The organism is Rhodocista pekingensis (assembly GCF_042665545.1).
GTDB lineage: Bacteria > Pseudomonadota > Alphaproteobacteria > Azospirillales > Azospirillaceae > Rhodocista > Rhodocista pekingensis.
The window spans coordinates 1-22,521 of record NZ_JBHTCM010000020.1 but is presented as its reverse complement, the minus strand read 5'-3'; the positions used below and the strand labels follow the sequence as shown (position 1 = coordinate 22,521).

Annotated in this window: 23 protein-coding genes and 1 pseudogene; 13 read left to right on the top strand and 11 right to left on the bottom strand. The window is 72.1% G+C overall.

Translation table 11 applies throughout. The features are described 5' to 3' along the window. Positions 1-178 precede the first annotated feature (178 nt). Entirely contained in the window at positions 179-787 is a 609-nt protein-coding gene (locus ACFQPS_RS16745) for a hypothetical protein (protein ID WP_377360361.1), read from the top strand. 18 nt (positions 788-805) lie between these two features. Here ACFQPS_RS16745 and sugE read toward each other — a convergent pair whose 3' ends face one another. Then, complete coding sequence (gene sugE / locus ACFQPS_RS16740) at positions 806-1,126, bottom strand: quaternary ammonium compound efflux SMR transporter SugE (protein ID WP_377360360.1); 321 nt, start codon at positions 1,124-1,126, stop codon at positions 806-808. 204 nt (positions 1,127-1,330) lie between these two features. Here sugE and ACFQPS_RS16735 point away from each other — a divergent pair, with 204 nt between their 5' ends. From ACFQPS_RS16735 to ACFQPS_RS16725, 3 genes are all read left to right on the top strand, one after another. Continuing rightward, a complete protein-coding gene (locus ACFQPS_RS16735; RefSeq protein WP_377360359.1) occupies positions 1,331-2,884 on the top strand; it encodes a YifB family Mg chelatase-like AAA ATPase in 1,554 nt (517 codons plus the stop codon). Positions 2,885-3,181: 297 nt separating this feature from the next. Further along, the gene (locus tag ACFQPS_RS16730; protein ID WP_377360358.1) at positions 3,182-3,523 is read left to right on the top strand and encodes a killer suppression protein HigA; all 342 of its coding nucleotides are present in this window, start codon (positions 3,182-3,184) and stop codon (positions 3,521-3,523) included. Next, entirely contained in the window at positions 3,516-4,625 is a 1,110-nt protein-coding gene (locus tag ACFQPS_RS16725) for an ImmA/IrrE family metallo-endopeptidase (protein WP_377360357.1), read from the top strand. Before ACFQPS_RS16730 ends, ACFQPS_RS16725 begins: the two co-directional genes overlap by 8 nt. 383 nt (positions 4,626-5,008) lie before the next feature. Here the strand turns inward: ACFQPS_RS16725 and grpE are convergent, their stop codons facing one another. From grpE to ACFQPS_RS16695, 6 genes and pseudogenes are all read right to left on the bottom strand, one after another. Continuing rightward, positions 5,009-5,701: a nucleotide exchange factor GrpE gene (grpE, locus tag ACFQPS_RS16720; protein WP_377360356.1), complete on the bottom strand. Its 693-nt coding sequence runs from the start codon at positions 5,699-5,701 to the stop codon at positions 5,009-5,011. Positions 5,702-5,831: 130 nt separating this feature from the next. Further along, complete coding sequence (gene hrcA, locus ACFQPS_RS16715) at positions 5,832-6,869, bottom strand: heat-inducible transcriptional repressor HrcA (protein ID WP_377360355.1); 1,038 nt, start codon at positions 6,867-6,869, stop codon at positions 5,832-5,834. Between the two features lie 256 nt (positions 6,870-7,125). Further along, positions 7,126-7,494, bottom strand: a complete 369-nt coding sequence (locus tag ACFQPS_RS16710; protein ID WP_377360354.1) for an XRE family transcriptional regulator — start codon at positions 7,492-7,494, stop codon at positions 7,126-7,128. Beyond that, entirely contained in the window at positions 7,491-7,676 is a 186-nt protein-coding gene (locus tag ACFQPS_RS16705) for a hypothetical protein (protein ID WP_377360353.1), read from the bottom strand. The genes ACFQPS_RS16710 and ACFQPS_RS16705 overlap by 4 nt, the downstream gene beginning before the upstream one ends. Positions 7,677-7,694: 18 nt before the next feature. Continuing rightward, positions 7,695-7,754, bottom strand: a pseudogene (locus ACFQPS_RS16700) (hypothetical protein); the annotation flags it as partial. Between the two features lie 20 nt (positions 7,755-7,774). Next, on the bottom strand, positions 7,775-7,945 hold the full coding sequence (locus ACFQPS_RS16695) for a hypothetical protein (protein WP_377360352.1): 171 nt from the start codon (positions 7,943-7,945) through the stop codon (positions 7,775-7,777). 702 nt (positions 7,946-8,647) lie between these two features. Here ACFQPS_RS16695 and ACFQPS_RS16690 point away from each other — a divergent pair. The 5 genes from ACFQPS_RS16690 to hemW all read left to right on the top strand — a co-directional run bounded on the left by ACFQPS_RS16690 (position 8,648) and on the right by hemW (position 12,593). Beyond that, positions 8,648-8,968: an XRE family transcriptional regulator gene (locus ACFQPS_RS16690; protein ID WP_148213463.1), complete on the top strand. Its 321-nt coding sequence runs from the start codon at positions 8,648-8,650 to the stop codon at positions 8,966-8,968. Positions 8,969-9,024: 56 nt separating this feature from the next. Beyond that, the gene (gene rph, locus ACFQPS_RS16685; protein ID WP_377360351.1) at positions 9,025-9,744 is read left to right on the top strand and encodes a ribonuclease PH; all 720 of its coding nucleotides are present in this window, start codon (positions 9,025-9,027) and stop codon (positions 9,742-9,744) included. Continuing rightward, a complete protein-coding gene (rdgB, locus tag ACFQPS_RS16680) occupies positions 9,741-10,352 on the top strand; it encodes an RdgB/HAM1 family non-canonical purine NTP pyrophosphatase (protein ID WP_377360350.1) in 612 nt (203 codons plus the stop codon). The genes rph and rdgB overlap by 4 nt, the downstream gene beginning before the upstream one ends. 232 nt (positions 10,353-10,584) lie before the next feature. Further along, the gene (locus ACFQPS_RS16675; protein WP_377360349.1) at positions 10,585-11,313 is read left to right on the top strand and encodes an SIMPL domain-containing protein; all 729 of its coding nucleotides are present in this window, start codon (positions 10,585-10,587) and stop codon (positions 11,311-11,313) included. Between the two features lie 116 nt (positions 11,314-11,429). After that, positions 11,430-12,593 carry a radical SAM family heme chaperone HemW gene (gene hemW, locus ACFQPS_RS16670; protein WP_377360348.1) on the top strand — a complete coding sequence of 388 codons (1,164 nt, stop codon included), beginning with the start codon at positions 11,430-11,432 and terminating at the stop codon, positions 12,591-12,593. Between the two features lie 79 nt (positions 12,594-12,672). On the opposite strand, the gene ACFQPS_RS16665 is transcribed toward hemW, so the two are convergent. Then, a complete protein-coding gene (locus tag ACFQPS_RS16665) occupies positions 12,673-15,000 on the bottom strand; it encodes an AMP-dependent synthetase/ligase (protein WP_377360347.1) in 2,328 nt (775 codons plus the stop codon). Positions 15,001-15,294: 294 nt separating this feature from the next. On the opposite strand from ACFQPS_RS16665, the gene ACFQPS_RS16660 reads away from it, so the two are divergent. The 3 genes from ACFQPS_RS16660 to ACFQPS_RS16650 all read left to right on the top strand — a co-directional run bounded on the left by ACFQPS_RS16660 (position 15,295) and on the right by ACFQPS_RS16650 (position 17,354). Beyond that, complete coding sequence (locus tag ACFQPS_RS16660) at positions 15,295-15,693, top strand: hypothetical protein (RefSeq protein ID WP_377360346.1); 399 nt, start codon at positions 15,295-15,297, stop codon at positions 15,691-15,693. 68 nt (positions 15,694-15,761) lie between these two features. Next, positions 15,762-16,127 carry a hypothetical protein gene (locus ACFQPS_RS16655; RefSeq protein WP_377360345.1) on the top strand — a complete coding sequence of 122 codons (366 nt, stop codon included), beginning with the start codon at positions 15,762-15,764 and terminating at the stop codon, positions 16,125-16,127. 114 nt (positions 16,128-16,241) lie between these two features. Then, positions 16,242-17,354 carry a hypothetical protein gene (locus tag ACFQPS_RS16650; protein ID WP_377360344.1) on the top strand — a complete coding sequence of 371 codons (1,113 nt, stop codon included), beginning with the start codon at positions 16,242-16,244 and terminating at the stop codon, positions 17,352-17,354. Positions 17,355-17,367: 13 nt separating this feature from the next. Here the strand turns inward: ACFQPS_RS16650 and ACFQPS_RS16645 are convergent, their stop codons facing one another. Further along, positions 17,368-19,755 carry a patatin-like protein gene (locus ACFQPS_RS16645; protein WP_377360343.1) on the bottom strand — a complete coding sequence of 796 codons (2,388 nt, stop codon included), beginning with the start codon at positions 19,753-19,755 and terminating at the stop codon, positions 17,368-17,370. 176 nt (positions 19,756-19,931) lie between these two features. Here ACFQPS_RS16645 and ACFQPS_RS16640 point away from each other — a divergent pair, with 176 nt between their 5' ends. Then, positions 19,932-20,960, top strand: a complete 1,029-nt coding sequence (locus tag ACFQPS_RS16640) for a methylated-DNA--[protein]-cysteine S-methyltransferase (RefSeq protein WP_377360342.1) — start codon at positions 19,932-19,934, stop codon at positions 20,958-20,960. Positions 20,961-20,963: 3 nt separating this feature from the next. Here the strand turns inward: ACFQPS_RS16640 and ACFQPS_RS16635 are convergent, their stop codons facing one another. Beyond that, positions 20,964-21,581 (bottom strand): demethoxyubiquinone hydroxylase family protein, encoded by a 618-nt coding sequence (locus ACFQPS_RS16635; protein ID WP_377360341.1) that lies wholly within the window; start codon positions 21,579-21,581, stop codon positions 20,964-20,966. Between the two features lie 165 nt (positions 21,582-21,746). After that, positions 21,747-22,451, bottom strand: a complete 705-nt coding sequence (gene trmB / locus ACFQPS_RS16630) for a tRNA (guanine(46)-N(7))-methyltransferase TrmB (RefSeq protein ID WP_377360340.1) — start codon at positions 22,449-22,451, stop codon at positions 21,747-21,749. Positions 22,452-22,521: the final 70 nt, after the last annotated feature.

Below are 22,521 nucleotides of genomic sequence, written 5' to 3'. Positions count from 1 at the left end.
CGCATGGCGGACTGACACCGCCTTCCCGGCGCTCTCCCCTTCCGGTCCCGCGGGGCTCCCCGCGGGACCGTGCCTACACCCTTCGGTCTAGGCGTGCCTACTCCAGATGGATGAATAAACGATTTGGTAACCGGGATCATGAAGAGTCGCAGCGGCTCCCGATGCGGCGGAAATCATGATGTTCGGTCATGCTGGGGATTATCCGGCAAATTCAGGACATTCCGGATCGATCGATGGTATCGGCCCGGAGGGGCGTCCACTCGCGCCGCAGGCTCTGACGGCCGATCTTGTCCAGCTCATCTTCCGCGATTATTTCAGGATCATCGGCGAGACGTACCGGACATACTGCGCCTTCACCACCGCCATCAACTGCCGGGTCCTGGCGCAGTTCGGGGTCGCGGCGCGGCCGATGCCGTGTCAGGCGCTGCTGCGGGCGGAGACGGGCACTTTCGCCCTGGGCTATCTGGACACGCCGCCGGAAGGACAGTGGAACGGCCATGTCGTCACCCTGGCCGGGGACTGGCTGATCGACTGCACCCTGGCGGGATTCCGCCGGCTGGGCGATTTCCCCGTGCCCGACATCGCCATCGTCACCGGGGCGGAACCGGAGGCGGACGTCCTGGCGAGTTTCGAGCCGGCGCCCGGCCACCGCCTGCTCTGGCGGCCGCCGCCGTCGGGCGAGCCCGGCACGGTTCCGCAGGAACCGGCGGCGATGGTGGAGGAGGCCGCCCGCGCCCTGATCGCGGCCGTGACGCGGGAACTGGCGGAGCGCCAGGGGCGGGCGTAGCCGCGAGGGCGGGCGGCCTCAGCCGCCGCCGAACACCTTCAGCCCGACGATGCCGGCGACGATCAGGGCGATGCAGGCCAGCCGCGCCGCCGTCGCCGGCTCCCCGAACAGGACGATGCCCAGCAGCGCCGTGCCGACGGCGCCGATGCCGGTCCAGACCGCGTAGGCCGTGCCGACCGGCAGGCTGCGCATGGCGATGGAGAGCAGGAAGAAGCTGGCCCAGGCCACCACCAGGGTGACCACCGTGGGCAGCGGGCGGGTGAAGCCTTCGGAGTATTTCAGCCCGATCGCCCAGCCGATCTCCAGAATCCCGGCCACGAACAGCACCAGCCACGCCATTTGGTCCTCCTCTTCCGGTAGCCTGTCCTGGATACCCTGCCCGGTCCGGCCGGGCCAGTCGGCCTTTCTTCCGACGCCCCACTGCCGGGCGGACGCCACCGGAGCGGGAGGCGCGGCGGCGCTCTGCCCGCTGGCGCGTGCGGAACGCCTCCCCTACACTCCGCAGGAGGGTGCCCGGTGGGGGCCCGGCGGGGGGAGGATCGCTTGGTCGCACGGGTGAGTACGGTCGCCTTCCAGGGCATCGACGTGCTGGACATCGACGTGCAGGTCCAGATGTCCGGCGGCGAGCTGGCCTTCATCGTCGTTGGCCTGCCCGACAAGGCGGTGGCCGAGAGCCGCGAGCGGGTGCGCGCGGCGCTGCACGCGCTGGGCCTGTCGCTGCCGCCGCGGCGCATCGCCGTCAACCTGGCCCCGGCGGACGTGCTGAAGGAGGGTTCTCACTTCGACCTGCCGATCGCGCTGGCCCTGCTGGTGATCCTGGGCGTGCTGCCGGGGGAGGAGGTGGCGCGCTTCTACGCCCTGGGCGAGCTGGGGCTGGACGGGGCGCTGGCCCCGGTGGCCGGGGTGCTGCCCAGCGCGATCAACGCCGCCGCCCACGGGCGCGGCCTGATCTGCCCCGCGGCCTGCGGCGGGGAGGCGGCCTGGGCCGGCGATCTGGAGGTGCTGGCCGCGCCCAGCCTGCTGGCCATCATCAACCATTTCAAGGGGACCCAGGTGCTGTCGCGGCCGGAGCCGCGGCTGGAACCGCCCGACGCCGGGCCGGGCCACAAGGACCTGAAGGACGTGAAGGGGCAGGAGACGGCGAAGCGCGCGCTGGAGGTGGCGGCCAGCGGCGGCCACAACCTGCTGATGATCGGCCCGCCGGGGTCGGGCAAGTCGATGCTGGCCGCGCGCCTGCCGGGCATCCTGCCGCCGCTCGACCCGGCGGAGGCGCTGGAGGCGTCGATGATCCACTCGGTCGCCGGGCAGCTCGAGGGGGGCCGGCTGCTGCGCCGCCGCCCCTACCGCGACCCGCACCATTCCGCCAGCCTGCCCGCCCTGGTCGGCGGCGGGCTGCGCGCCCGGCCGGGGGAGATCAGTCTGGCGCACCAGGGCGTGCTGTTCCTGGACGAGCTGCCGGAGTTCGCGCGCCAGACCCTGGAGGCGCTGCGCCAGCCGATGGAGAGCGGCCGGGCCGTGATCGCGCGGGCCAACGCCCACATCGCCTATCCCGCCCGCTTCCAGCTCGTGGCGGCGATGAATCCGTGCCGCTGCGGCCATCTGGACGATGCCGCCCTGGCCTGCTCGCGCGCGCCGAAATGCGCCGCCGATTACCAGTCGCGCATCTCCGGCCCCCTGTTCGACCGTATCGACCTGCATGTGGACGTGCCGGCCGTCAGCGCCGCCGACCTGTCGCTGCCGCCCCCGCGGGAGGACAGCGCCCAGGTCGCCGCCCGCGTGGCCCGGGTGCGCGAGGTGCAGCGTCGGCGCTATGCCGCGCTGGCCGGTACGGGGACTGGAACCGGGGCCGGGCCGGGCGGGGCGGCCCTGCGCACCAATGCCGAGGCCGACGGCGCCCTGCTGGAACAGGTCGCCGCCCCCGACGCCCAGGGCCGGGCGCTGCTGACCGAGGCGGCGGAGCGGCTGCGCCTGTCCGCCCGCGGCTACCACCGCGTGCTGCGCGTCGCCCGCACCCTGGCCGACATGGACGACAGCCCCACCGTCCGCCGCCCTCACATCGCCGAAGCCCTCAGCTACCGCCGCCTTGCACCGCGGTAGGGGGCCATCCTCAGGCAAGACATCGGCGGCCTGGACGCAGGGACTGCGGTCACCAGCCCTGGCGCTACCGCCTGTGTTGCTTTTCAATATGCAGAACTGTGGCGAATCTCTACCAAAAGATGTTGACGGAAATACCGCCAATGGCTAGCCTTAAATGCCTAGATATACTGGTTGGATAGCCCTGATCGGTGAGACGGACGGGGGCTCGCTCCCCGTTCTCGTGGAGGCTGCGGTGCGCCTGAAGACTTGACTTTCCCACAAAAGCCTTTACCTGTAACGTTAAGTTGGTGGTGTGAAGTGCAGGTCTGGTTCGCCTCGTCGAAGCTCCAGAAGCTCCTTTCCAGCGAGAAGGAGTTGGTCCGGAGGTTCGGAAAAAAGTGTGCCGAGGAGCTCATGGACCGCATGGCGACCCTGGAGGCGATGCCGCGTCTAGTCGACGTACCCTCCGAACCGCCCGAGCGGCGCCACAAGCTCTATGCCGATAGGAAAGGCCAATGGTCCGTCGATGGGCACGGAGGGGTGAGGCTCTGCTTCAAGCCCGCAAATGACCCCTTGCCGCTGCTGCCAAACGGGGAGGTGGACGTCGAGCAGGTCACCGAGATTGAGATAGTTTTTGTGGGGGACACGCATCGTGGCTAAGAAACTTGGATTTACGCCGGACTATGCCGTCCCACCGGGCCGCATCCTGGAGAAGATTCTGGCGGCGAAGGGGATGTCCAAAACCGAGTTTGCGGAGCGTTGCGGGCATTCCGCGAAGATGGTCAGCGAAATCATCGCTGGGAAGGCTCCAATACTGGCCAGGACGGCCTACGAGTTCGAGCGCGTGCTCGGTCGGCCGGCCGCTTACTGGATCAACCTCCAGGCTCTGTACGACACTCGACGTGGCGAGCAAGAGGAGCGGCAGCGGCTCGAGGCCGCAGGGGCATGGGCAGACAAGTTCCCCGTCACGAAGATGGTGAAGCTTGGGATTTTCCCGAAGCCGGTCGACGCCGTCGACAAGGTGCGCAAGCTGCTGGATTTCTTTGGGACTGGGTCGGTCGAGGCTTGGGGTTCCATGTTCGAAGCGCAGGAGGGCCAGTATGCTTTCCGGCGTTCACAGAAGCTAAAGAGCGAGCCGTTCGCCGTCGCCGCATGGCTGCGCTGGGGTGAACGGCTCGCCGAGAGCATCGAATGCGCCCCGTTCAACGCAAGCAGATTCAGGGATACCCTGGGGCAGGCTCGTGCCATGACCCGCATTCCACCGGAGAAGATCCAGGAGCGCCTTGTCCCGCTATGCGCGAGTGCGGGTGTTGCTGTAGTTTTCGTGCCAGAGCTCCCTAAGACCTGCGCCAGCGGGGCAACCAAGTGGGTCGGCAAGGAAAAGGCCGTAATTCTGCTAAGTCTGCGGCACAAGTCGGACGACCATCTCTGGTTCACCTTCTTCCACGAAGCGGCTCACATCTTGCTGCACGGGAAGAAGGATGTTTTTATTGACGAGAACGGCCTTGAGGCGGACGCAAAGGAGCAGGAGGCTAATCAATTCGCCACCAGTACCCTCGTGCCTCGATCTGCGTGGACGCGCTTTGTGGGTGGTGGGCATTTCAGTGAGCGGGCCATCCGCGCCTTTGCGGACGAGATCGGCATCGCGCCTGGGATCGTGGTGGGGCAACTCCAGTTTAATGGTCTGATTCCGTATTCTTCGAGGCTGAACCACCTCAAGGTTCGGTTCGCTTGGGCTGAGTCGGAGGGGCAGGCTGAATGACTATCAGCAACCCTCGTGGATTCCTGGTCTAGGTTGGGAACTCATTGAGAGAGATCCAGCCGCAGCAGAAGAGGGCGGCGATCCGCCGCCAGTTTTCAACCGATCGAACAGACGCTCGATGACGTTGCGGCGGGCCGGTTCCCCACAGATTCACACCACCGGGTGGGACACGACCACGCCATTTGCGCGCAAGCGGGCTGTTCAATCTTCAGGGCCGCTGCGCGGAACTGATTCAGAGAGCGGTGCTCTGCCGGAGTGATTTTTGGCGGTCGGAGATTTCGAGGTGTCCCGCGTGTTGTGGGAGGCGCGCATCCGGGTCGCCGCCCCCATGACCCGGTCCCCCACGGGCCCCCCCGCCGGGGGAGCCCGCCCGGGGCGGGGGGTCAGGCGCTGGTGTTGAGGTTGTGGGTCTCGCCGCCCTTGGCGACGCCGACCATGGCCTCACGCAGCAGCCGGCCCTGGAGCGTGTAGCCGGCCTGGAGCACGGCGACCACGGTGCCCGGGGCCTTGCCGGTGCCTTCCATCTCCATCATCACCTGATGGAAGTTGGGGTCGAACGGCTTCTCCAGCGGTTCCATCTTCTGGATGCCGGCGCGGTCGAAGGCGGCGGCGAGCTGGCGCTCCGTCGCCTCGACGCCGGTCAGCAGGCTGTTCACCGCCTCGTTGCCCTGGCGCTGGTCCGGCGCCACGGATTCGACGGCGCGGCGCAGATTGTCGGCCACGGCCAGCAGGTCCTTGGCGAACTTGGCGATGGCGTACTTCGCCGTGTCCTCGCGCTCGCGCTCGGCGCGGCGGCGGACATTCTCCGTCTCCGCCAGCGCGCGCAGGAGCTGGTCCTTCAGCACCTGGATCTCCGCCTCCAGCGACGCGGCGCGGTCGTCCGCGGGTGCCCCGCCCGCGCCGGCCCTGTCGCCCGGCGAGGTGGCGGTCTGGCCGGCGGCGGTCTGGCCAGCGGCGGTCTGGCCGGGGGCCGTCTGGCCGCCCTGGCCGGTCGTGGCGGCGGTGTTGGTCTCGGGGGCCTCGGCGGCCGCGTCGGTCTGCGGCCGCTGCTCGCCGTTGGGCATGGTTTCGCTCATGACGTCTTGCCTCGGATGCAGTCTGCGGGGCTGGAACGGGGCGGCGGGACCGCCGCCCCGGTCGGCGGACGTTTAGGCGGGATCGCGGCGCCTGTCGAGATGGGATGCGCGCGGGGGCGGAGCGGCCCCCTCAACCGATCAGGCGGCCCACCACCTTCGCCGTATAGTCCACCATGGGGATGATGCGGGCATAGTTGATCCGGGTCGGGCCGATCACGCCGATGGCGCCGACGATCTGGTCCTTCGCGTTGGTGTAGGGGGAGACGATCAGGGAGCAGCCGGCGTGACGGAACAGCTCGTTCTCGGCGCCGATATAGATCTGCACCCCCTCCGCCTTGCCGGTGGCGTCCAGCAGCCGCACCATGGCCTCGCGCGTTTCCAGCGCCTCGAACAGGGCGCGGATGCGCTCCAGGTCGGAGAGGGCGGAGACGTCCTCCAGCAGGCGGGCCTGGCCGCGCACGATCAGATAGCCCTGCTGGCCCTGGCTGCCGCCCCAGGTCGCCAGCCCCGCCGCCACCACCTTGGCCGTGAGCTGGTCGAGCTGGGCGCGGCGCTCCTCGATCTCGGCCAGGATGTCGGTCCGCGCCTCCGTCAGGGTGCGGCCGGTCAGCCGCGCCGTCAGATAGTTGGACGCCATGGTGAGGGCGGAGACGGGCATGCCCACCGGCACCTCCACCACCCGGTTCTCCACCAGCCCGTCCTCCGTCACCATCACCACCAGGGCGCGGCCGGGGGACAGGTTCACGAACTCGATGTGCTTCAGCGGCCGGTCCGTCTTCGGCGCCAGCACCAGCCCGGCGCAGGAGGACAGGCCGGACAGCATGGTGATCGCCTCCTCCAGCACGTCCGGCAGCGAGCGGCCCCGGTTGGCGCACTGCGCCTCGATGGCCTCCCGCTCCGTCTCCGACAGGTCGCCGATCTCCAGGATGCCGTTCACGAACATGCGCAGCCCGGCATCGGTGGGCACCCGCCCGGCCGAGGTGTGCGGCGCCATCAGCAGGCCCAGCTCCTCCAGGTCCGCCATGACGTTGCGGATGGTGGCCGGGGAAAGCTGCATGCCCAGCCGGCGCGAGACGGTGCGGGAGCCCACGGGTTCCCCCGTCTCCACATACGCCTCGACGATATGGCGGAAGATATCGCGGGTCCGTTGGTTCAGCTCGACGATCATGCCGCGTGCGGACGCTTCGCCCTTCGCTCCACCGGGCGGCCCCGGCCGCCCTTGCTTCCCTGAGTCTAGTGTCTGGTCCGGGTCTAATCAATGCGGGCGGGGCGGGCGGATCGCGCCGGGCCGGGGAAAGGCGGATCAGGGGGGGCTGCATGGGGACCACGGGTGCAGCCGGGTCCCCGCGGCGCAGGGTGACAACCGGTCCCACGGCGCGGCTGCCGCCTTCAGCCGTCGAGGTCGTCGGTGACCGCGGCAATGCTCATCCAACGGCGATGGCGTGGGTTTCCCCTTCCGGCAGGCGGACGACGATCTCGGTGGCCGCGCCCAGGTCGTTGAGCGCCTTTGCCAGCTTCCAGACCGAGTAGCCGCGCACCAGGCCGCGAACGATGCGGGAGATGTCGGTCTGGGCAAGGCCGGCCTGCATGGCGGCTTCGGCCTGTGTCAGCCCCTGCGCCTGCATGAGCCGACGGAAGTCGTCGGCGAGAAGCACCTTGGCGCGATGCTCGGCCGGGTTCCTGTGCCCCCTGTCGGCCAGGAAACTGTCCGACCCGGCAGTGACCACGCCGTCCACCTCGGTGATCTCATGATCCACGCCGGGAACTCCGGCGGGCGTCCGATCGGTCGTCATTGCTTCGGCTCCTCGCGGGGGTCGCGGCCTTCCAGCAGCCTGCGTGCCGCCTTACGGGCCTCGTAGGTCTTCCGGAACCAGGATTCATTGGCCCGGTAATGTGCCTCGGCCTGGGCGCGGCGCAGTGTCAGCCGCTCCACCTGCGGCCGCGGAATCTCTCCCTTCCGCGGCGACTTCTTCATGCCGGCATCGATGATGTAGAGACAGCATTCGAACTCGGCGACGTAGTAGACCCGGTAGGTGTTGGTGTCGTGATCGATCCGGATCTCCGTGATGCCTTTCAGCGCCCCTTCAGGGGTTCGGCGTCCGCCGGCATCCGGTTGTTCTGCAACAGCGTCGTCGCCGCATCGGCCTGGTCGCGCACCTCCTCCGGCATCCCGTCATACTCGGCCGCCGTGCCCGCTGGCAGGAAGCGCACGACGCGGATATCCAGGCTGCGGTCTGAGGTCATCGGGGCCAACCGATTATAGTGAAATCACTATACGATCGCGCACCTGTGCCGGTCAAGGTTGGCGTCTTCGCTGACCGGGAAGAACCATGCGCTGGGCGGCCGGATCAGCGTCCTGGCCGGATCAGCGTCCTGGCCGGATCAGCGTCCTGGCCGGATCAGCGTCCTGGCCAGATCAGCGTCCTGGAGCGTGCCGAAGCGTAGCCAAGCCAGAGTGACGGCTTGGCCGGCGAGGGCGGTAGTCTCGCCCACCGTTCCGTGCCGGCCCGAGCAGCGTCTGGCGTCCGAAGCTTCGACCACAGGGCGCACGATGCCGGCTGCTGCGGCAGCCGGCTCGACCGGGGGAACGGGGGGCGGACGGGGCGGAACTGCCATGAACACGGATTTCCACGGATGACCACGGATGATGTCTTCCGATGCCTTCCCTGATCTGTGCCATCCGTGGGCCGGCGCAGCCGGCATCCGTGTCCATCCGTGTCCCGTGGCTCCGAGGCCCCCCACCCCGACGCCATGGGCCCGACGCCAGGGGCCCGACGCCAGGGGCCCGGGCGGGCGATGAAGGGCGTCCGCTTGCGCCGGCATGGATTCCGATCCATATTTCGTCATGCCCTGGACCGTCCTGTTCCATCCTGAGTTCTGGCCGGAGTTTCTGGACCTCCGGACCCCGGTGCAGGACGAACTGACGGCCGGGAAAGGACGACGGCGATGAGCGGAACCAGGACGCTGGACGATTGGCTCGCTTCCCTGCCGCCCGACCGCCGGGAGCGGATCGAGGCCAGGGCGGACGCGCTGGAGGCGGAGGAACTGACCCTCCAGGGCCTGCGCAAGGCGCTCGACCTGACGCAGGCGAAGATCGCGGAAAGCCTCGACGTGCGGCAGGACACCGTGTCGCGCATCGAGCGCCAGACGGACATGCTGCTGTCCACCCTGTCCGGCTATGTCGAAGCCATGGGGGGCCGGCTGGAACTGACGGTCCGTTTCCCCGGCCGGCCGCCGGTCCGGATCACGGGGCTTTCGGACTTGTAAGCGGGGCGGGCGTGGCCTATCCACGGTCGGCCCGTTCCCCATCCCGAGACCCTGCCATGTCCCGCCCCTCCGGCCGTTCCCTCGACCAGATGCGCCCCGTGAGCCTGGAGACGAACGTCTCCAAGTATGCCGAGGGCTCGTGCCTCGTGCGGTTCGGGGATACGCATGTCCTCTGCACCGCCAGCGTCGAGGACCGCGTGCCGCCGTTCCTGCGCGGCCAGGGCCAGGGCTGGGTGACGGCCGAATACGGCATGCTGCCCCGCGCCACGGCCGAGCGCACCGACCGCGAAGCGGCCAAGGGCCGGCAGACCGGCCGCACCCAGGAGATCCAGCGCCTGATCGGCCGCTCGCTGCGCGCCGTCACCGACGTGAAGGCGATGGGCGAGATCACCGTGAAGATCGACTGCGACGTGCTCCAGGCCGACGGCGGCACCCGCACGGCCGCCATCACCGGCAGCTATGTCGCGCTGGCGCTGGCCTTCCGGCACCTCACCTCGATCGGCTTCCTGAAGGCGCAGCCGCTGACCGACAGCGTCGCCGCCGTCTCCTGCGGGCTGTACCAGGGCGCGCCGGTGCTGGACCTCGACTATGCCGAGGACAGCAGCGCCCAGGCCGACGCCAACTTCGTGCTGACCGGCAAGGGCGGCATCGTGGAGATCCAGGGCACGGCCGAGAAGACGCCCTTCCAGGAGGCCGAGTTCCTGGCGCTGCTCGCGCTGGCGCGCAAGGGCATCGGCGAGCTGACGGCGCTCCAGGCGGCGGCGCTGGCCCGATGACCGCGCCGCGCCGCTTCGCCGGGGATACGCTGGTCATCGCCAGCCACAACCGGGGCAAGGTGCGGGAGATCGCCGATCTGCTCGCCGCCCATGTCCGGCACTTCCCCTCCGCCGCCGAGCTGGACCTGCCCGAGCCGGAGGAGACGGAGGCGACCTTCGTCGGCAACGCGGCGCTGAAGGCGCGGGCGGCGGCACTCGCCTCCGGCCTGCCGGCGCTGGCCGACGACAGCGGGCTCTGGGTCGATGCGCTGGACGGCGCGCCGGGCATCTATTCCGCCCGCTGGGCCGGGCCGGCCAAGGACTTCGCCGCCGCCATGGAGCGGGTGCGGCGGGAGCTGGAGGCGGCCGCCGACCGCCGCGGCGACCGCGCCCGCTTCGTCTGCGCCCTCGCGCTGGCCTGGCCGGACGGCCATGTCGAGGCGGTGGAAGGCACCGCCCACGGCACGCTGAGCTTCCCGCCGCGCGGCGGCAAGGGCTTCGGCTACGACCCGATCTTCATCCCGGACGGCCACGCCTGCACCTATGCGGAGCTGGACCCGGCGCAGAAGCACGCCATCAGCCACCGCGCCGACGCCTTCCGCCAGCTCCTGGCCCGCTGCTTCGCCTGACGGCGGGGCACCCGGCCGGCGGGGGCGTCATCCGGCGGCGACGGGAACCGGCATCCTTGGGGACCGCCGGACCTGAAGATCACGGACGGCAGTTCCGTCTTCCGGCGGATCACCCCCTGCGGCCCCGGGACCGGCGCTGCCATGCCTGGGGACCGACACGGCCGCGCCATCCGGGTGACACGATCCCCCCGCACGATCGGGACCCTCCGTTCCTTTCCCTTTCGAGGCGATCATGCGTACCCCCGTTCTTCTCGCCGCCGCCCTGTTCCTGTCGCTCGGCATCGCCGCCGGCGGCTATCTCGCCGGGACGCAGGTGGCCCGCATGCGGCTGGCCGACCGGGTGGTCAGCGTCAAGGGGCTGGCCGAGCGGGAGGTGCGGGCCGATCTGGCGATCTGGCCGCTGCGCTTCGTCGCCACCGGCAACGATCTGGCCGAGGTGCAGGCCAAGACCGCCCGCGACGAGGCCGCCGTCATGGCCTTCCTGGAGCGCCACGCCATCCCGGCCGACGCCGTGGTCAGCCGCGGGCTGGACGTGGTGGACCTGCTGGCGCAGCAGTACCGCCAGGGCCCGGTGGACAGCCGCTTCATCGTCACCCGCACGCTGACCGTCCGCACCGCCGACGTGGACACCGTGCTGAAGGCCAGCCAGGACATGGCGGGCCTGCTGGACCAGGGCGTCGTGCTGGGCGGGGACACGGGCGGCGGCAACGGCCCCACCTTCGCCTTCACCCGGCTGAACGACATCAAGGCCGACATGATCGCGGAGGCGACGAAGAACGCCCGCGCCTCGGCCGAGCAGTTCGCCGCCGACAGCGGCGCGCGGCTGGGCGGCATCCGCCGCGCCAACCAGGGCGTCTTCCAGATCCTGGCCAGCAACGACGTGCCCGGCACCTTCGAAGGGCGGGAGATTGACAAGACCGTGCGGGTCGTCTCCACCGTGGACTGGAGCCTGGTGGACTGACCCCTGGCCGGCGGCGCGGGCGATGCCCATCTGGTCCGGCCGGAGCGCGGTCCGCCCAGAGGCCCCCTCTGGCCGCCCGCCCTGGCCGCCCCGCCGTTCCTGCCTGCCGTGAGAGCATGTCCGTTCCGCCCGATCCCGGTTTCGCGCTCTACGTCCACTGGCCGTTCTGCGCCTCCAAGTGCCCGTACTGCGACTTCAACTCCCATGTGCGGGAGGGGATCGACCAGGAGCGCTGGCGCGCGGCCCTGCTGCGCGAGCTGGACCATTTCGCGGCCCTGGCGCCGGGCCGGCGGCTGACCAGCGTCTTCTTCGGCGGCGGCACGCCGTCGCTGATGGCGCCGGCGACGGTGGCGGCGGTCCTGCGCCGGGCGGACGGGCACTGGGGCCTGCCGGCGGGGACCGAGGTGACGCTGGAGGCCAACCCGACCAGCGTGGAGGCCGGCCGCTTCCGCGACTTCCGCGCGGCGGGGGTGAACCGGGTATCGCTGGGCATCCAGGCACTGGACGACGCCGACCTGCGCCGGCTGGGCCGGCGGCATTCCGCGGCCGAGGCGCTGGGGGCGATCCGGCTGGCGCGGGCCGCCTTCGACCGTTTCAGCTTCGACCTGATCTATGCCCGCCCCGGCCAGACGGTCGCCGCCTGGCGGCAGGAGCTGGCCCGCGCCCTGGACGAGGCGGTGGGGCACCTGTCGCTGTACCAGCTCACCATCGAGGAGGGGACGCAGTTCCACACGCTGCACGAACGCGGCGAGCTGGTGCTGCCCGACGAGGACACCCAGGGGGAGCTGTACGAGGAGACGCAGGCGCTGCTGGAGGCGGCCGGCCTGCCCGCCTACGAGGTGTCGAACCATGCCCGCCCCGGCGAGGAGAGCCGGCACAACCTGACCTACTGGCGCTATGGCGACTATGTCGGGGTCGGCCCCGGCGCGCACGGGCGCCTGACCCTGGCGCACGGCAAGGTCGGCACCCGCACCCACCGCGCCCCCGACGTCTGGCTGGAGCGGGTGGAGCGGGACGGCACGGCGGCGAAGCCCTTCGAGCCGATCGGGCCGCAGGAGCGGCTGGTCGAGCTGCTGATGATGGGGCTGCGCCTGCGCGAGGGCGTGCCGCTGGACCGGATCGCGGCGGAGTCCGGCCGGCCCGCAGCCGAGGCGCTGGACCGGGACAGGCTGGACGGGCTGCTGCGTCACGGGCTGCTGGAGATGGCGGACGGCCGCCTGCGCGCCACGGCGGAGGGCCGTACCCGGCTGAACGGCGTGCTGCGCGCGCTGCTGGCCTGACCCGGACGGACCTTCCCCGCCAGGATGCGGGGCGGCAGGATGCGGGGGCCGGGGGAAGACCCCGGCCCCGATCCCTTCGTCAGTCGTAGAGCTGCTCGACGATCTCCCGGCACTGCTGCACGACCAGCGTCCGCTTGACCTTCATGGTCGGCGTCATCAGCCCGTTCTCGATCGTGAACGGGGTCGGCAGCAGGCGGAACTTGCGCACCCGCTCGATCGAGGAGAGCTGGCTGTTCGCCCGGTCCACCGCGGCGGAGATCAGCCGGCGGAAGCCGGCGTCGGCGCACAGGGTGGAAAGGTCCGGCGGCAGCCCGCGCCGCCGCGCCCACTCGGCTGCGATCTCCGCATCGGGCACCAGCAGCGCCACGATGTAGGGCCGCTTGTCGCCGCAGACGACGGCCTGGGCGATTTCCGGCTCCAGCATCAGGCACCCCTCCACCCGGGCGGGGGAGATGTTGTCGCCGCCGGAGGTGACCAGGATGTCCTTCTTGCGGTCGGTGATGACGATGCGGCCGCGGCTGTCCAGGTGGCCCACGTCACCCGTGTGCAGCCAGCCGTCGGCCAGCGCCCGCTCCGTCGAGGACGGGTCCTGCCAGTAGCCCAGCATGACGTTGGGCCCGCGCGCCAGGATCTCCCCGTCCTCGGCGATGGTCACCTCGCAGCCCTTCACCGGCGGGCCGACCGTGTGGTGCGCCGTCATGCCGAAGCGGTTGACGCTGATCAGCGGCGCCGCCTCCGTCTGGCCGTAGCCTTGCAGCAGCGGGAAGCCCAGGGCGTGGAAGAACAGCCCCACGTCCGGGTTCAGCGCGGCACCGCCGGAGACCAGCGCCTTGATCCGGCCGCCCAGCTTCTCCCGCACCTTGGCGCGGACCATGGTCTCCATCAGGTCGTCCACCGGCTGCTTCCAGATCGGCAGGGTGCCGCCGTTGCGGTAGCGTTCCTTGCCCAGCGCCAGCGCCAGATTGAACAGCCGTTCCTTGACGCCGCCCTGGCGCTCCACCTCGCGGGTGATGCGCTGCTGGACGACCTCCATCAGGCGGGGGACGACCAGCACGATGCTGGGCTTCACCTCGTTCAGGTTGGTGCCGATCTTCTCCACGCCTTCGACATAGGCGATCTCGGCCCCCAGGCTGATGGGGAAGAACTGGCCGCAGGAATGCTCGTAGGCGTGCGACAGTGGCAGGCAGGAGAGGAAGACCTCCTCCTCCAGCCCGATCTCGGCCAGCACGTCATAGGCGCCGATGCAGTTCGCCAGCACCGCCCGGTGGCTCAGCATGACGCCCTTGGGCGCGCCGCCGGTGCCGGAGGTGTAGATGATGCAGGCAAGGTCGTCCGGCGCACCGTCCATGGCCAGCGCCACGGGATCGACCGGCGCCGGCCCGGCCGCGGCCTCCGGCCCGGCGGCATCGGCCTCGCTGCCGGCGGCGGCCTCCGCCCGGGCCACGGCCATCCGCCCCGTCTCCGACAGGGGGGCGGCCAGCGGCATCGTCAGGGGATCGGCGTCGGGGTCCACGGGGCCGTCCGTGTCGGCGCGGGCGCCGGGGTCCTCGGGCCAGTGCTCCCCGGCCGGGGCGCCCGGGCCGGCATCGGCCGCGGATTCCGGGGCGGCTTCCGGGGCGGCCCGGACCACCTCGGCCGGTGCGGCCTGCGCCGCCGCGTCAGCCTGCGCCCCGTCCTCCGGGTCCGTCCCGGCCGCTTCGGCCTGTGCCGGTCCGTCGGGGCCGGCCTGCGTCCTCTCGTCCGGGTCGGCCTGCGTCCTCTCGTCCGGGTCGGCCTGCGCCTCGGCAGCCGCCACGGCCTCGCGGGCGGCGGCGGGCGGGACGGTGGGGCGGGGATCGGCCATCGCCGCCTCCCCCTCCTCGTCGGGGCGGGCCAGCGGCCGGGCCAGCGGGCGCGGCCGGGCGGCATCGGCCGCGGCCAGCATCTCCTCCCAGGGGACGAGGTCCACCTGCGGCTCGTGCTGCACCTCGCTCCAGCCCAGCGCCACCAGGGTGCGGAAGCCCGGCACCTCGGCCGCCGCGGCATAGACGCGGCGCATGAGCTGCTGGCCGGAGACGATGGCGACGGTGCTGCCGCTGTTCTTCAGGACGTGCACATAGTCGGGCACGGAAATCGTCGTGTAGGCGGGCACCGTCACCGCGCCCAGCGACATGATCGCCAGATCGGCGATCAGCCATTCGGGCCGGTTCTCCGCCACCAGGCAGACGCGGTCGCCGCGCCGGACGCCCAGGGCCGCCAGACCCCGCGCGGCGCGCACCACCTGGTCCGCCACCGATCTCCAGGACAACTGTTCCCACTGTCCGTCACGCTTGACCCGCAGCATCGGTCTGTCGCCCATGCGCGCGGCCTGGTCGAAGAACATGGCGGGCAGCGTGGGCCACTGCTCAAAACGCGGTACGACCGGCATGCGGTTCACTCCTGGCGGATCTCTCCATTCTTCGGCGTCACTCTTCTGCCGGAACAGCCGGGCGCCTTTCGAGGTGCCGTAAAATGCCGTTCTCAACCCGGCCGGGCAAGTGTCGGATCGGTCGATTGGAGTAGGCGGGCCGTCTTGTCACCGCTAGAATTGCCGCACCCCGCCCTGCGGGCGGATCCCATTACAGGTGCATTGCAGCAAAGGTCGTTCATGAACACTGTTCCTGTACATGTCCTGGCCCCTTTACATGCCATGACACGGCCCATCACCCGGCGCCCTGTCCGGATGTTGTCCGTCCTTGCCGGGGCGGCACTGCTGCTGGCGCCGGCCGTGGCCGCGGCGGACGGACGCTGCGCCGACCTGTCCTGCGCCATCGGCAAGCGCGCCTGGGCGCACATCGACGCCCGGCATTGCCGCACCTGCGACAGCCTGACCCCGAAGAACAGCGAGTTCGCCGGCGCCTACTGCGGCGGGGCGGACGAGGCGCTGGAACTCTGCCGGGCGGTGCTGGCGGCGGCGGACTGCACCGCATCCACCCAGCGCAACGGCCGCATCGCCGCGACCGCCACCCTGGACCGGGTGGCCGGCAAGCAGCGCCGCGGCTGCACCGACACGCGCCGGGCCACGGTGATCCTGGAAAAGGACGGGCGTACCGTCGTCACCCAGTTCCCGGGCGATCCCTGAGCGGACACCGGAGCATCGACGGGCGGAAGATCACGGGGCGGAAGAAGACGCGGGAAAGGAGACGGAGCATGGGCGCGCGCGGCGTGTGCCAGACGGACGCGGACGGGACCCCGGTGCCGGAGGCGGGGGAGATCTGGCTGCCGACCCCGGTCTGGTCGGACCTCTACGACCGGGTGATGAACGATCCCCGCCTGCCGCTGCTGCGCCGGGTCTGGCAGGACCAGTGGGGGCCGGAGGGCGATGTCCGGATCGACCCGGACGACCTGTCCGCCCTGCGTGCGGAGACGGCGGCGCTGCTGGCCGCCCTCGCGCCAGGGGCAGGGGCCGGAGCGGGAGAGAGCGCAGGGGAGGGCACGGACTTCCTGCGCGCGCTGGACGGCTTCGCGGCGGATGCGGCGACGGCTGGGCGCGGGCTGCTGTTCGTGGCTGACTGACCGGGGCCGACTGACCGGGCTGACCGACCCGCGGGCTTGGCCGGGCGGGTTCACAGCGGGCGGGCCGGACCGTCATCGACAGGACTGCCCAGCCCGCCGTGACGCCGAGCCGCGATGCCCGCCTATACCCGCTTCCTGGACATCCACCTGATCCATTCCAGCGGCTGGTACGACATGGCCCGGGACATCGCGCCCATGGCGGTCCACCAGCGCGACCGGCACGGGCTGGTCCCGCAGTGCCTGCTGACGATCCCGCAGATGGTCCAGGACGGCGGCGGGGTCGTCGCCCCGAAATGGTCGAGGATCAGGAAGGATACCGGCTACGTCGCCATCGCCGTGCCGGTGCCGCGGGTGGCGAAGGCGCTGCCGGGCGACGCCCTGCTGGCCGTCGAATGGGTCTGCGCCGGCGGCCATGTCGGCAAGATCCGCATCAACGGCCATGGCGACGGCAGGGGCGGCATGGAGGCCCGGAACGCCCGGCGCCAGCAGCCGGAGCAGGCCGGGGCGGAACGGCTGGTCGCCTGGCTCGCCATGAACGGGCTGAAGACGGGGACCCCGGTCGAGGGCCGCCTGACCGCCGGGCTGACCACCCTGGCGCTGAGCTTCTGCTTCGCCGGCCGCGGCGACGGGTCTGGCGGTGCGAACGGGGCGGGGGCGCTCAATCCCGGTCCCAACTCCGCCGTCGCCGTGGCGGTGGAGACCCTGCGGGAGCGGGGGTTCCTCGGTGTCGAGGTCACCGGCAGCAACGAGATGGTCAGCCTGAGCCTCGGCCGTTTCGAGCAGATCGTGGACCGGCCGGCCCTGCTGGGTGTCGCCTCCCGGCAGGATGTCTGGCGCACTGAGGACGCCTGGACGTTCCAGAACCGCCAGGGCGGCGGCGCGGAAATCCGGGTGCCGCCGGACCTGACGGTCCGCCCCGGCGACGGCGATGCCCCCGCCCGGATCGAAATCCCGGCCCATTACCGGGCGGTGCCGGTCGTCCCGGACGAACCCGACGGGGGCTGGTATCTGCTGACCCCCTGCTACCACCTGCCGCCCGGCTGGCGGGTGGTGCCGGGCACGGACGGGCGCCCCGACCACATCCCCCTGCCGACCGGCTTCGCCCCCGCCACGGGGGAGGACGCGGCGAACCGGCTGGTCAACCCGAACGCCACGGCCGAGGACGACGGCCGGGAGATCGTCGAGCTGCTCAGCCACTCGGCGGTCAAGGTCCGCGCCGTGAGCTGAAACCCGGCCGTCGTCAGTCCGGCCGGCAGCCCGCCACCCAGCCCTCCGCCAGGGCCAGCACCCGGCGGCCCAGGCGGCAGCGCTCGCTCTCCAGCACGGCGCGGAAGGCACGGTGCTTGGCGGCGGCGACCGTGCCCGCGTCCAGCACGCCCGGCCCGGCGGCGTCGGCCAGCAGGTCGATGGCCCGTTCCGCCGCGTGCAGCCGGCCCAGCAGATAGTCGTGTTCGCGGTCGTAGCGGCTGAAGAAGGCGCCGAAGCTGTTCAGCCGCGCCCCCTGGAGCCGCAGCGGCGCCCCGGCGGCGCGCAGCAGGCGGGCATCGGGCGGGCCGATGCGGTCCACCTTGATCTCGTGGAATTCCTCCAGCTCCCGCCAGCCGCTGGTGGCGAAGGCCAGCACGTCCCAGAAGGCGAAGCCGACATAGGCGGTGAACAGCTCCGCCCGCGCCGCCGCGCCCAGATAGTTCAGACCCATCAGGCAGAACAGCTCGTCCGTCCGGCGCGACTGCCCCTCCAGGTCCAGCGCCGCGGCGACCGCCCGGAGCACCCGGTCCAGCAGGTCGGGGTCCGGCGGGCCGTTGGCGGCGACCACGGCCCGGGCCGCCAGCGCCCGCTCCTCCGGCCCCAGGGGCAGCCCCTCGGCCAGGGCGTGCAGCCCCTCCAGCGTGCCGTACAGGGCGGACTTCAGCTCGTCCAGGTCCTGCGGGCGCGTCTCGGCGAAGCCGCCGTCCCCCGCCAGCCCGTACAGCCGGTTGACCTCGCGCACGACGAAGCGCAGCCGGCGGCGGCGGAACTCCACGTCGAAGTCGCGCAGGAACCCGACCCAGGGCGGCTCCGCCCCGGCGGCATCGCTCCCGCCCCCCGCCGCACCGTCGCCGGTCGCGTCCGCGCTGATGCCGCGGGCCGCGGCCCAGGCGTCCAGCGCCCGGCGCAGCCGCGGCACCGCCTCCCCGTCATGCTCCAGCCCGGCCAGACGGGCCAGCAGGGCGGCCAGCCCGTCCAGCACGCGGCCGATCTTCAGGCGCAGATAGGCCTCGTAGGCGAAGCCGGCATCGGCCGCGGCCAGACTGCCGGCCGCGTCGCGCCAGGCGCGCATCTGCGCATAGGTCGGGGCCTCCGGCGGGGTGCCGCCCAGCACCCGCGCCACCAGCGCCTCCACCCGCGGTCGCGCCCCCTCCAGCACGCCGCGCAGCCGCGCCACCCGCGCGTTGCGCTCGGCGATGGCGGCCAGCTCGTCGCGCACCGGCTCGTTGCGGGGGATGTCCGACAGCGCCCCCTTGAGGGTGCGGAAGAAGCCCGGCGGTCCGCGCCGGCCGTTGTCGCCCGGCGGGGCCGGGTTGGGATCGACATAGACGATGCGCCGGTCCACCTCGCGGAAGGCGGGCCGGCCGGCGATGGCCGCCAGCGCCGCCGCGAAGGGCTTGTTGTTCAGCACGCTGCCGTCGATCAGGCTGGCCTGGGCGGGATCGCCGCCGGCCTCCGGGGCGGGGAAGCACGCCTCCAGGAAGCGGGCGCGGGCCGGCCAGTCCAGCCCGGCCGCCGCCAGCGCCCGGTCGAGCTGGGGAAGCTGCGCCGGCGGGAAGGCGCCGGGGAACGAGGCCGTGGCGCGGGCGGCGAAGGCGAGGCCCGGCACGCTGTCCAGGTCGAAGTCCGTGACCCCCTCGCCCTCGGCGGGGCGGCGGTACTCGAAGCGGAACAGCCGACGGTGCTCGCGCTCCTCGATCAGGGGCGGGTCGTGCGCCGCGATGGTCTGGCGGAAGCCGTGGAAGTCCGTCACCGTCACCAGCAGCGACAGCGGCATCCCCGGCGGCAGCAGCGATGCCGCGGGCGTGGCCGGCCTGCCCATGGCGCAGGCGGCCTCCAGCAGCATCTCCAGCAGCCGGTCGCCGCTGAAGGGCGGCTGGAACCAGCGCGAGCGGACGAACAGCGACAGCTTGCCCCGCGCCTCCGCGTCCGGTGCCAGACTGCGCGAGCGGCCCAGGGCCAGCCAGAGCAGGGGCCGCAGGAACCACTTGCTCCAGGCCCGCGCCCGCCGGTCGGGGGCCAGCAGGCGGGTGACGTCGGCATTCTCCAGCCAGAGGTCGGTCAGCGGGTCCAGCGGCAGGTCGTGCGCCAGTCCGCGGGCCAGGAAGACGCCGTTGATGCCGCCGGCGCTGGACCCGGCCACGGCATCCACCACCACCCGCAGGTCCAGCCGCCGGCCGATCCGGTCCAGCAGGTCCCGGTAGACCGCCCCGCTGCCGGCCGGCGGGCCGCCGGTGCCCGGGGAACCGGAACCGGGGGCGTGCCGGCGCTGCGAGGCCTTGACCAGCGCCAGCAGCTCCTTGGTCACCCCGTGCATGTAGACGGCCAGACTGACCCCGCCGTAGCAGACCAGCGCGATGCGGAGTTCCTTCTCCTTCACGCGACACCCCCCGACATGCCCCGGCGGCCAGTGTCGGGTGCCCCCGCTGGTCCGTCAACGGTGGTACCGGAAGGAGTAGCGCCGGAGCGCAGCTTCCGGGTGGGCCGGGGGTGCCGCCGGGGCCATCCTGGCGCTTCGGCCCCACCCCAGGGAGGACCCCGCCCGTGCCCTGCGCTATGATCGACCCCCCGCAGCCCATCCCCCGCTCGCGCATGATCCCCGCCGCCGATTCCCCGCTCGCCGACCCCTCCTGCGCCGGCCCCTCCTGCGCCGACCCCATGCCCTTGCCGCCAGCCCCGGAGGACGATCCGGCCGCCGACCGGCTGGTCGCCGCCGCCATCGAACGGCTGGCGCGGGACTGGCAGGCGCCGCCCGACCTGGACGCGCTGGCGGCGGAGGCGGGGATGAGCCCGGGGCACTTCCAGCGGGTCTTCAAGCGCCGGGCCGGCATCAGCCCCAAGCGCTTCGCCCAGTTCGTGACCCTGGGCCATGCCCGCCGGCTGCTGCGCGAGGGGGCTGCGGGCGGGCTGCTGGGGGCGTCCCTGGATCTGGGGCTGTCCGGCCCGTCGCGGCTGCACGACCTGTTCGTCGTGGCCGAGGCCGCCACCCCCGGCGAGTACAAGGCGGGCGGGGCCGGCGTGGCGATCCGCTACGGCTTCCACGACAGCCCGCTGGGCCGGGTGCTGCTGGCGGCCACGGGTCGCGGCCTCTGCTTCCTGGGCTTCGTTCCGGTGGGGGAGGAGGCGCGCGGGCTGGCCGAGCTGCGGCAGGACTGGCCGGGGGCTGCGCTGGCGGAGGACCCGGCCGCCACCGCGCCGGCCGCCGCCGCCATCTTCGCCCCGGTCCATGGCGGGGCGGATGACGGTGCGGCTCCTGACGGCGCGGCTCCCGGCACGGCGCCCGTCGGCCGCGCCGGCGGGCCGCTGACGCTGCATCTGCGCGGCACCAACTTCCAGATCAAGGTCTGGCAGGCGCTGCTGGAAATCCCCTTCGGCCGGGTCACCACCTATGCCGACGTGGCGCGCAGCATCGGCCACCCGACCTCCGCCCGCGCCGTGGGCAATGCGGTGGGGGCGAACCGGGTGTCCTTCCTGATCCCCTGCCACCGGGTGATCCGCGGCACCGGCGTGCTGGACAACTACCGCTGGGGTCCCGTGACGAAGCGCGCCCTGCTGGCCTGGGAAGGGGCGACGACGGGCCGGTAGCGGCTACACCCAGCGCGCCACGGCGACCCCGGCGCGCGAGCCGGCGACGGCCAGTGCGGCCAGCAGCCGGGCGACCACGCCGGGCCGGCAGGCCAGCCGGGCGGCGTCGCGGCTGTGGCGGGCCTCGTCCTCCCGGCAGGCCTGCATCAGGGCGATCAGCCCTTCCGGGGCACCCAGCCGGCGGGACAGGGCGATCTGCCCGGCATAGTGCCCGTCCACCCAGCTCTCCACCGCCCCGACGACGGCGTAGAACGCCTCCGGTCCGGCCCGCGCCGGCAGCCAGCCCATCAGCCGCCCGGAGGCGCGCCAGACGGGCATGATGCGGCTGCGGCGTCCCGGCGGCAGCAGCGCCGACCAGAGGCGGAGATGGACCTGCTCCACCAGGCGGTGGCTGCGGGCGAAGGTCAGCAGGTCGGGGTCGCGGCTGCCGGCGGCGACGCCGTCATAAAGGGCGACGGCCACCGTCTCTCCGACATGGCTCGCCCGCAGTTCCCGCAGCAGCGCGGGCGGCAGGCGGTCCACGTCGATGTCGGGGACCGTCAGCCCGACGGCGTTGGATGGGAAGCCGCTGTAGGGCGACCCGTCCCCGTCGTGCTCCGCCGTCGCCTTGTCGTGACCCATCGCGTCTCCCCCGTTCCGAGAGGCCGGTGTCCGCGGGTGTTCCGGGATGCCGGATGATCGGGAAAACGCAGGTAGCGGCGGGACGGGTCCGGTCAAGCGGGACACCCCTGCCGCGCGGGGCATGCGCTCCGGCGGGCTACCCAGGACGGGTGTCGGGCGGGCCGCTCAGCGCGGGCGGCGGCGGAAGCGCAGGAAGACGGGCTTGCGCCCGGCCTCCACCGCCTTCTGCTCGTAGCGGGTCTGCGGCCAGTCGTCGGGCCGGACGCGCCAGTCCTCCGGGCGGCGGGCCAGCCACTCGAAGTCCGGATGCCGCCAGGTGTGCTCCAGCATCCAGCGGCAGAGCTGCCAGTCGTCGGTCGCCAGCCGCAGTTCCGCCCCGTCCTTCAGGACGCGGGACAGCCGCGGCAGGTTGTCGGGGCCGATGAAGCGGCGGAAGGCGTGGCGCAGCTTCGGCCACGGATCGGGGAACAGGACGAAGACACGGCCGACGCTGGCGTCGGGCAGCGCGTCCAGCACCGGCCGGGCATCGTCCGGCACGATGCGGACATTCTCCAGCCCGCGCGCCTCGACATGCTGCAACAGGCTGGCGACGCCGTTGACGAAGGGTTCGCAGCCGATCAGCCCGACACCGGGGTTCGCCGCCGCCTGCGCCGCCAGATGCTCGCCGCCGCCGAAGCCGACCTCCAGCCAGAGATCGGCGACGGGCCGCGGGAACAGCCGGGCCGGGTCGATCGCGGTCCCGTCGGCGGGCACCTCCAGCCGCAGGGCGGGCAGCAGCGTCTCCAGCAGGTCGCTGCGGTGGCGGCGCAGCGGCCGGCCGCGCCGGCGCCCGTAGAGGATCATGCGGGGCTGGGAAATCTCGTCGGTCATGCGCAGGTTCTAGAGCATTTCCGTCCTTGAGGGAATCGCGGGGGATTCCCATGCGTGGGTAACTGTGATT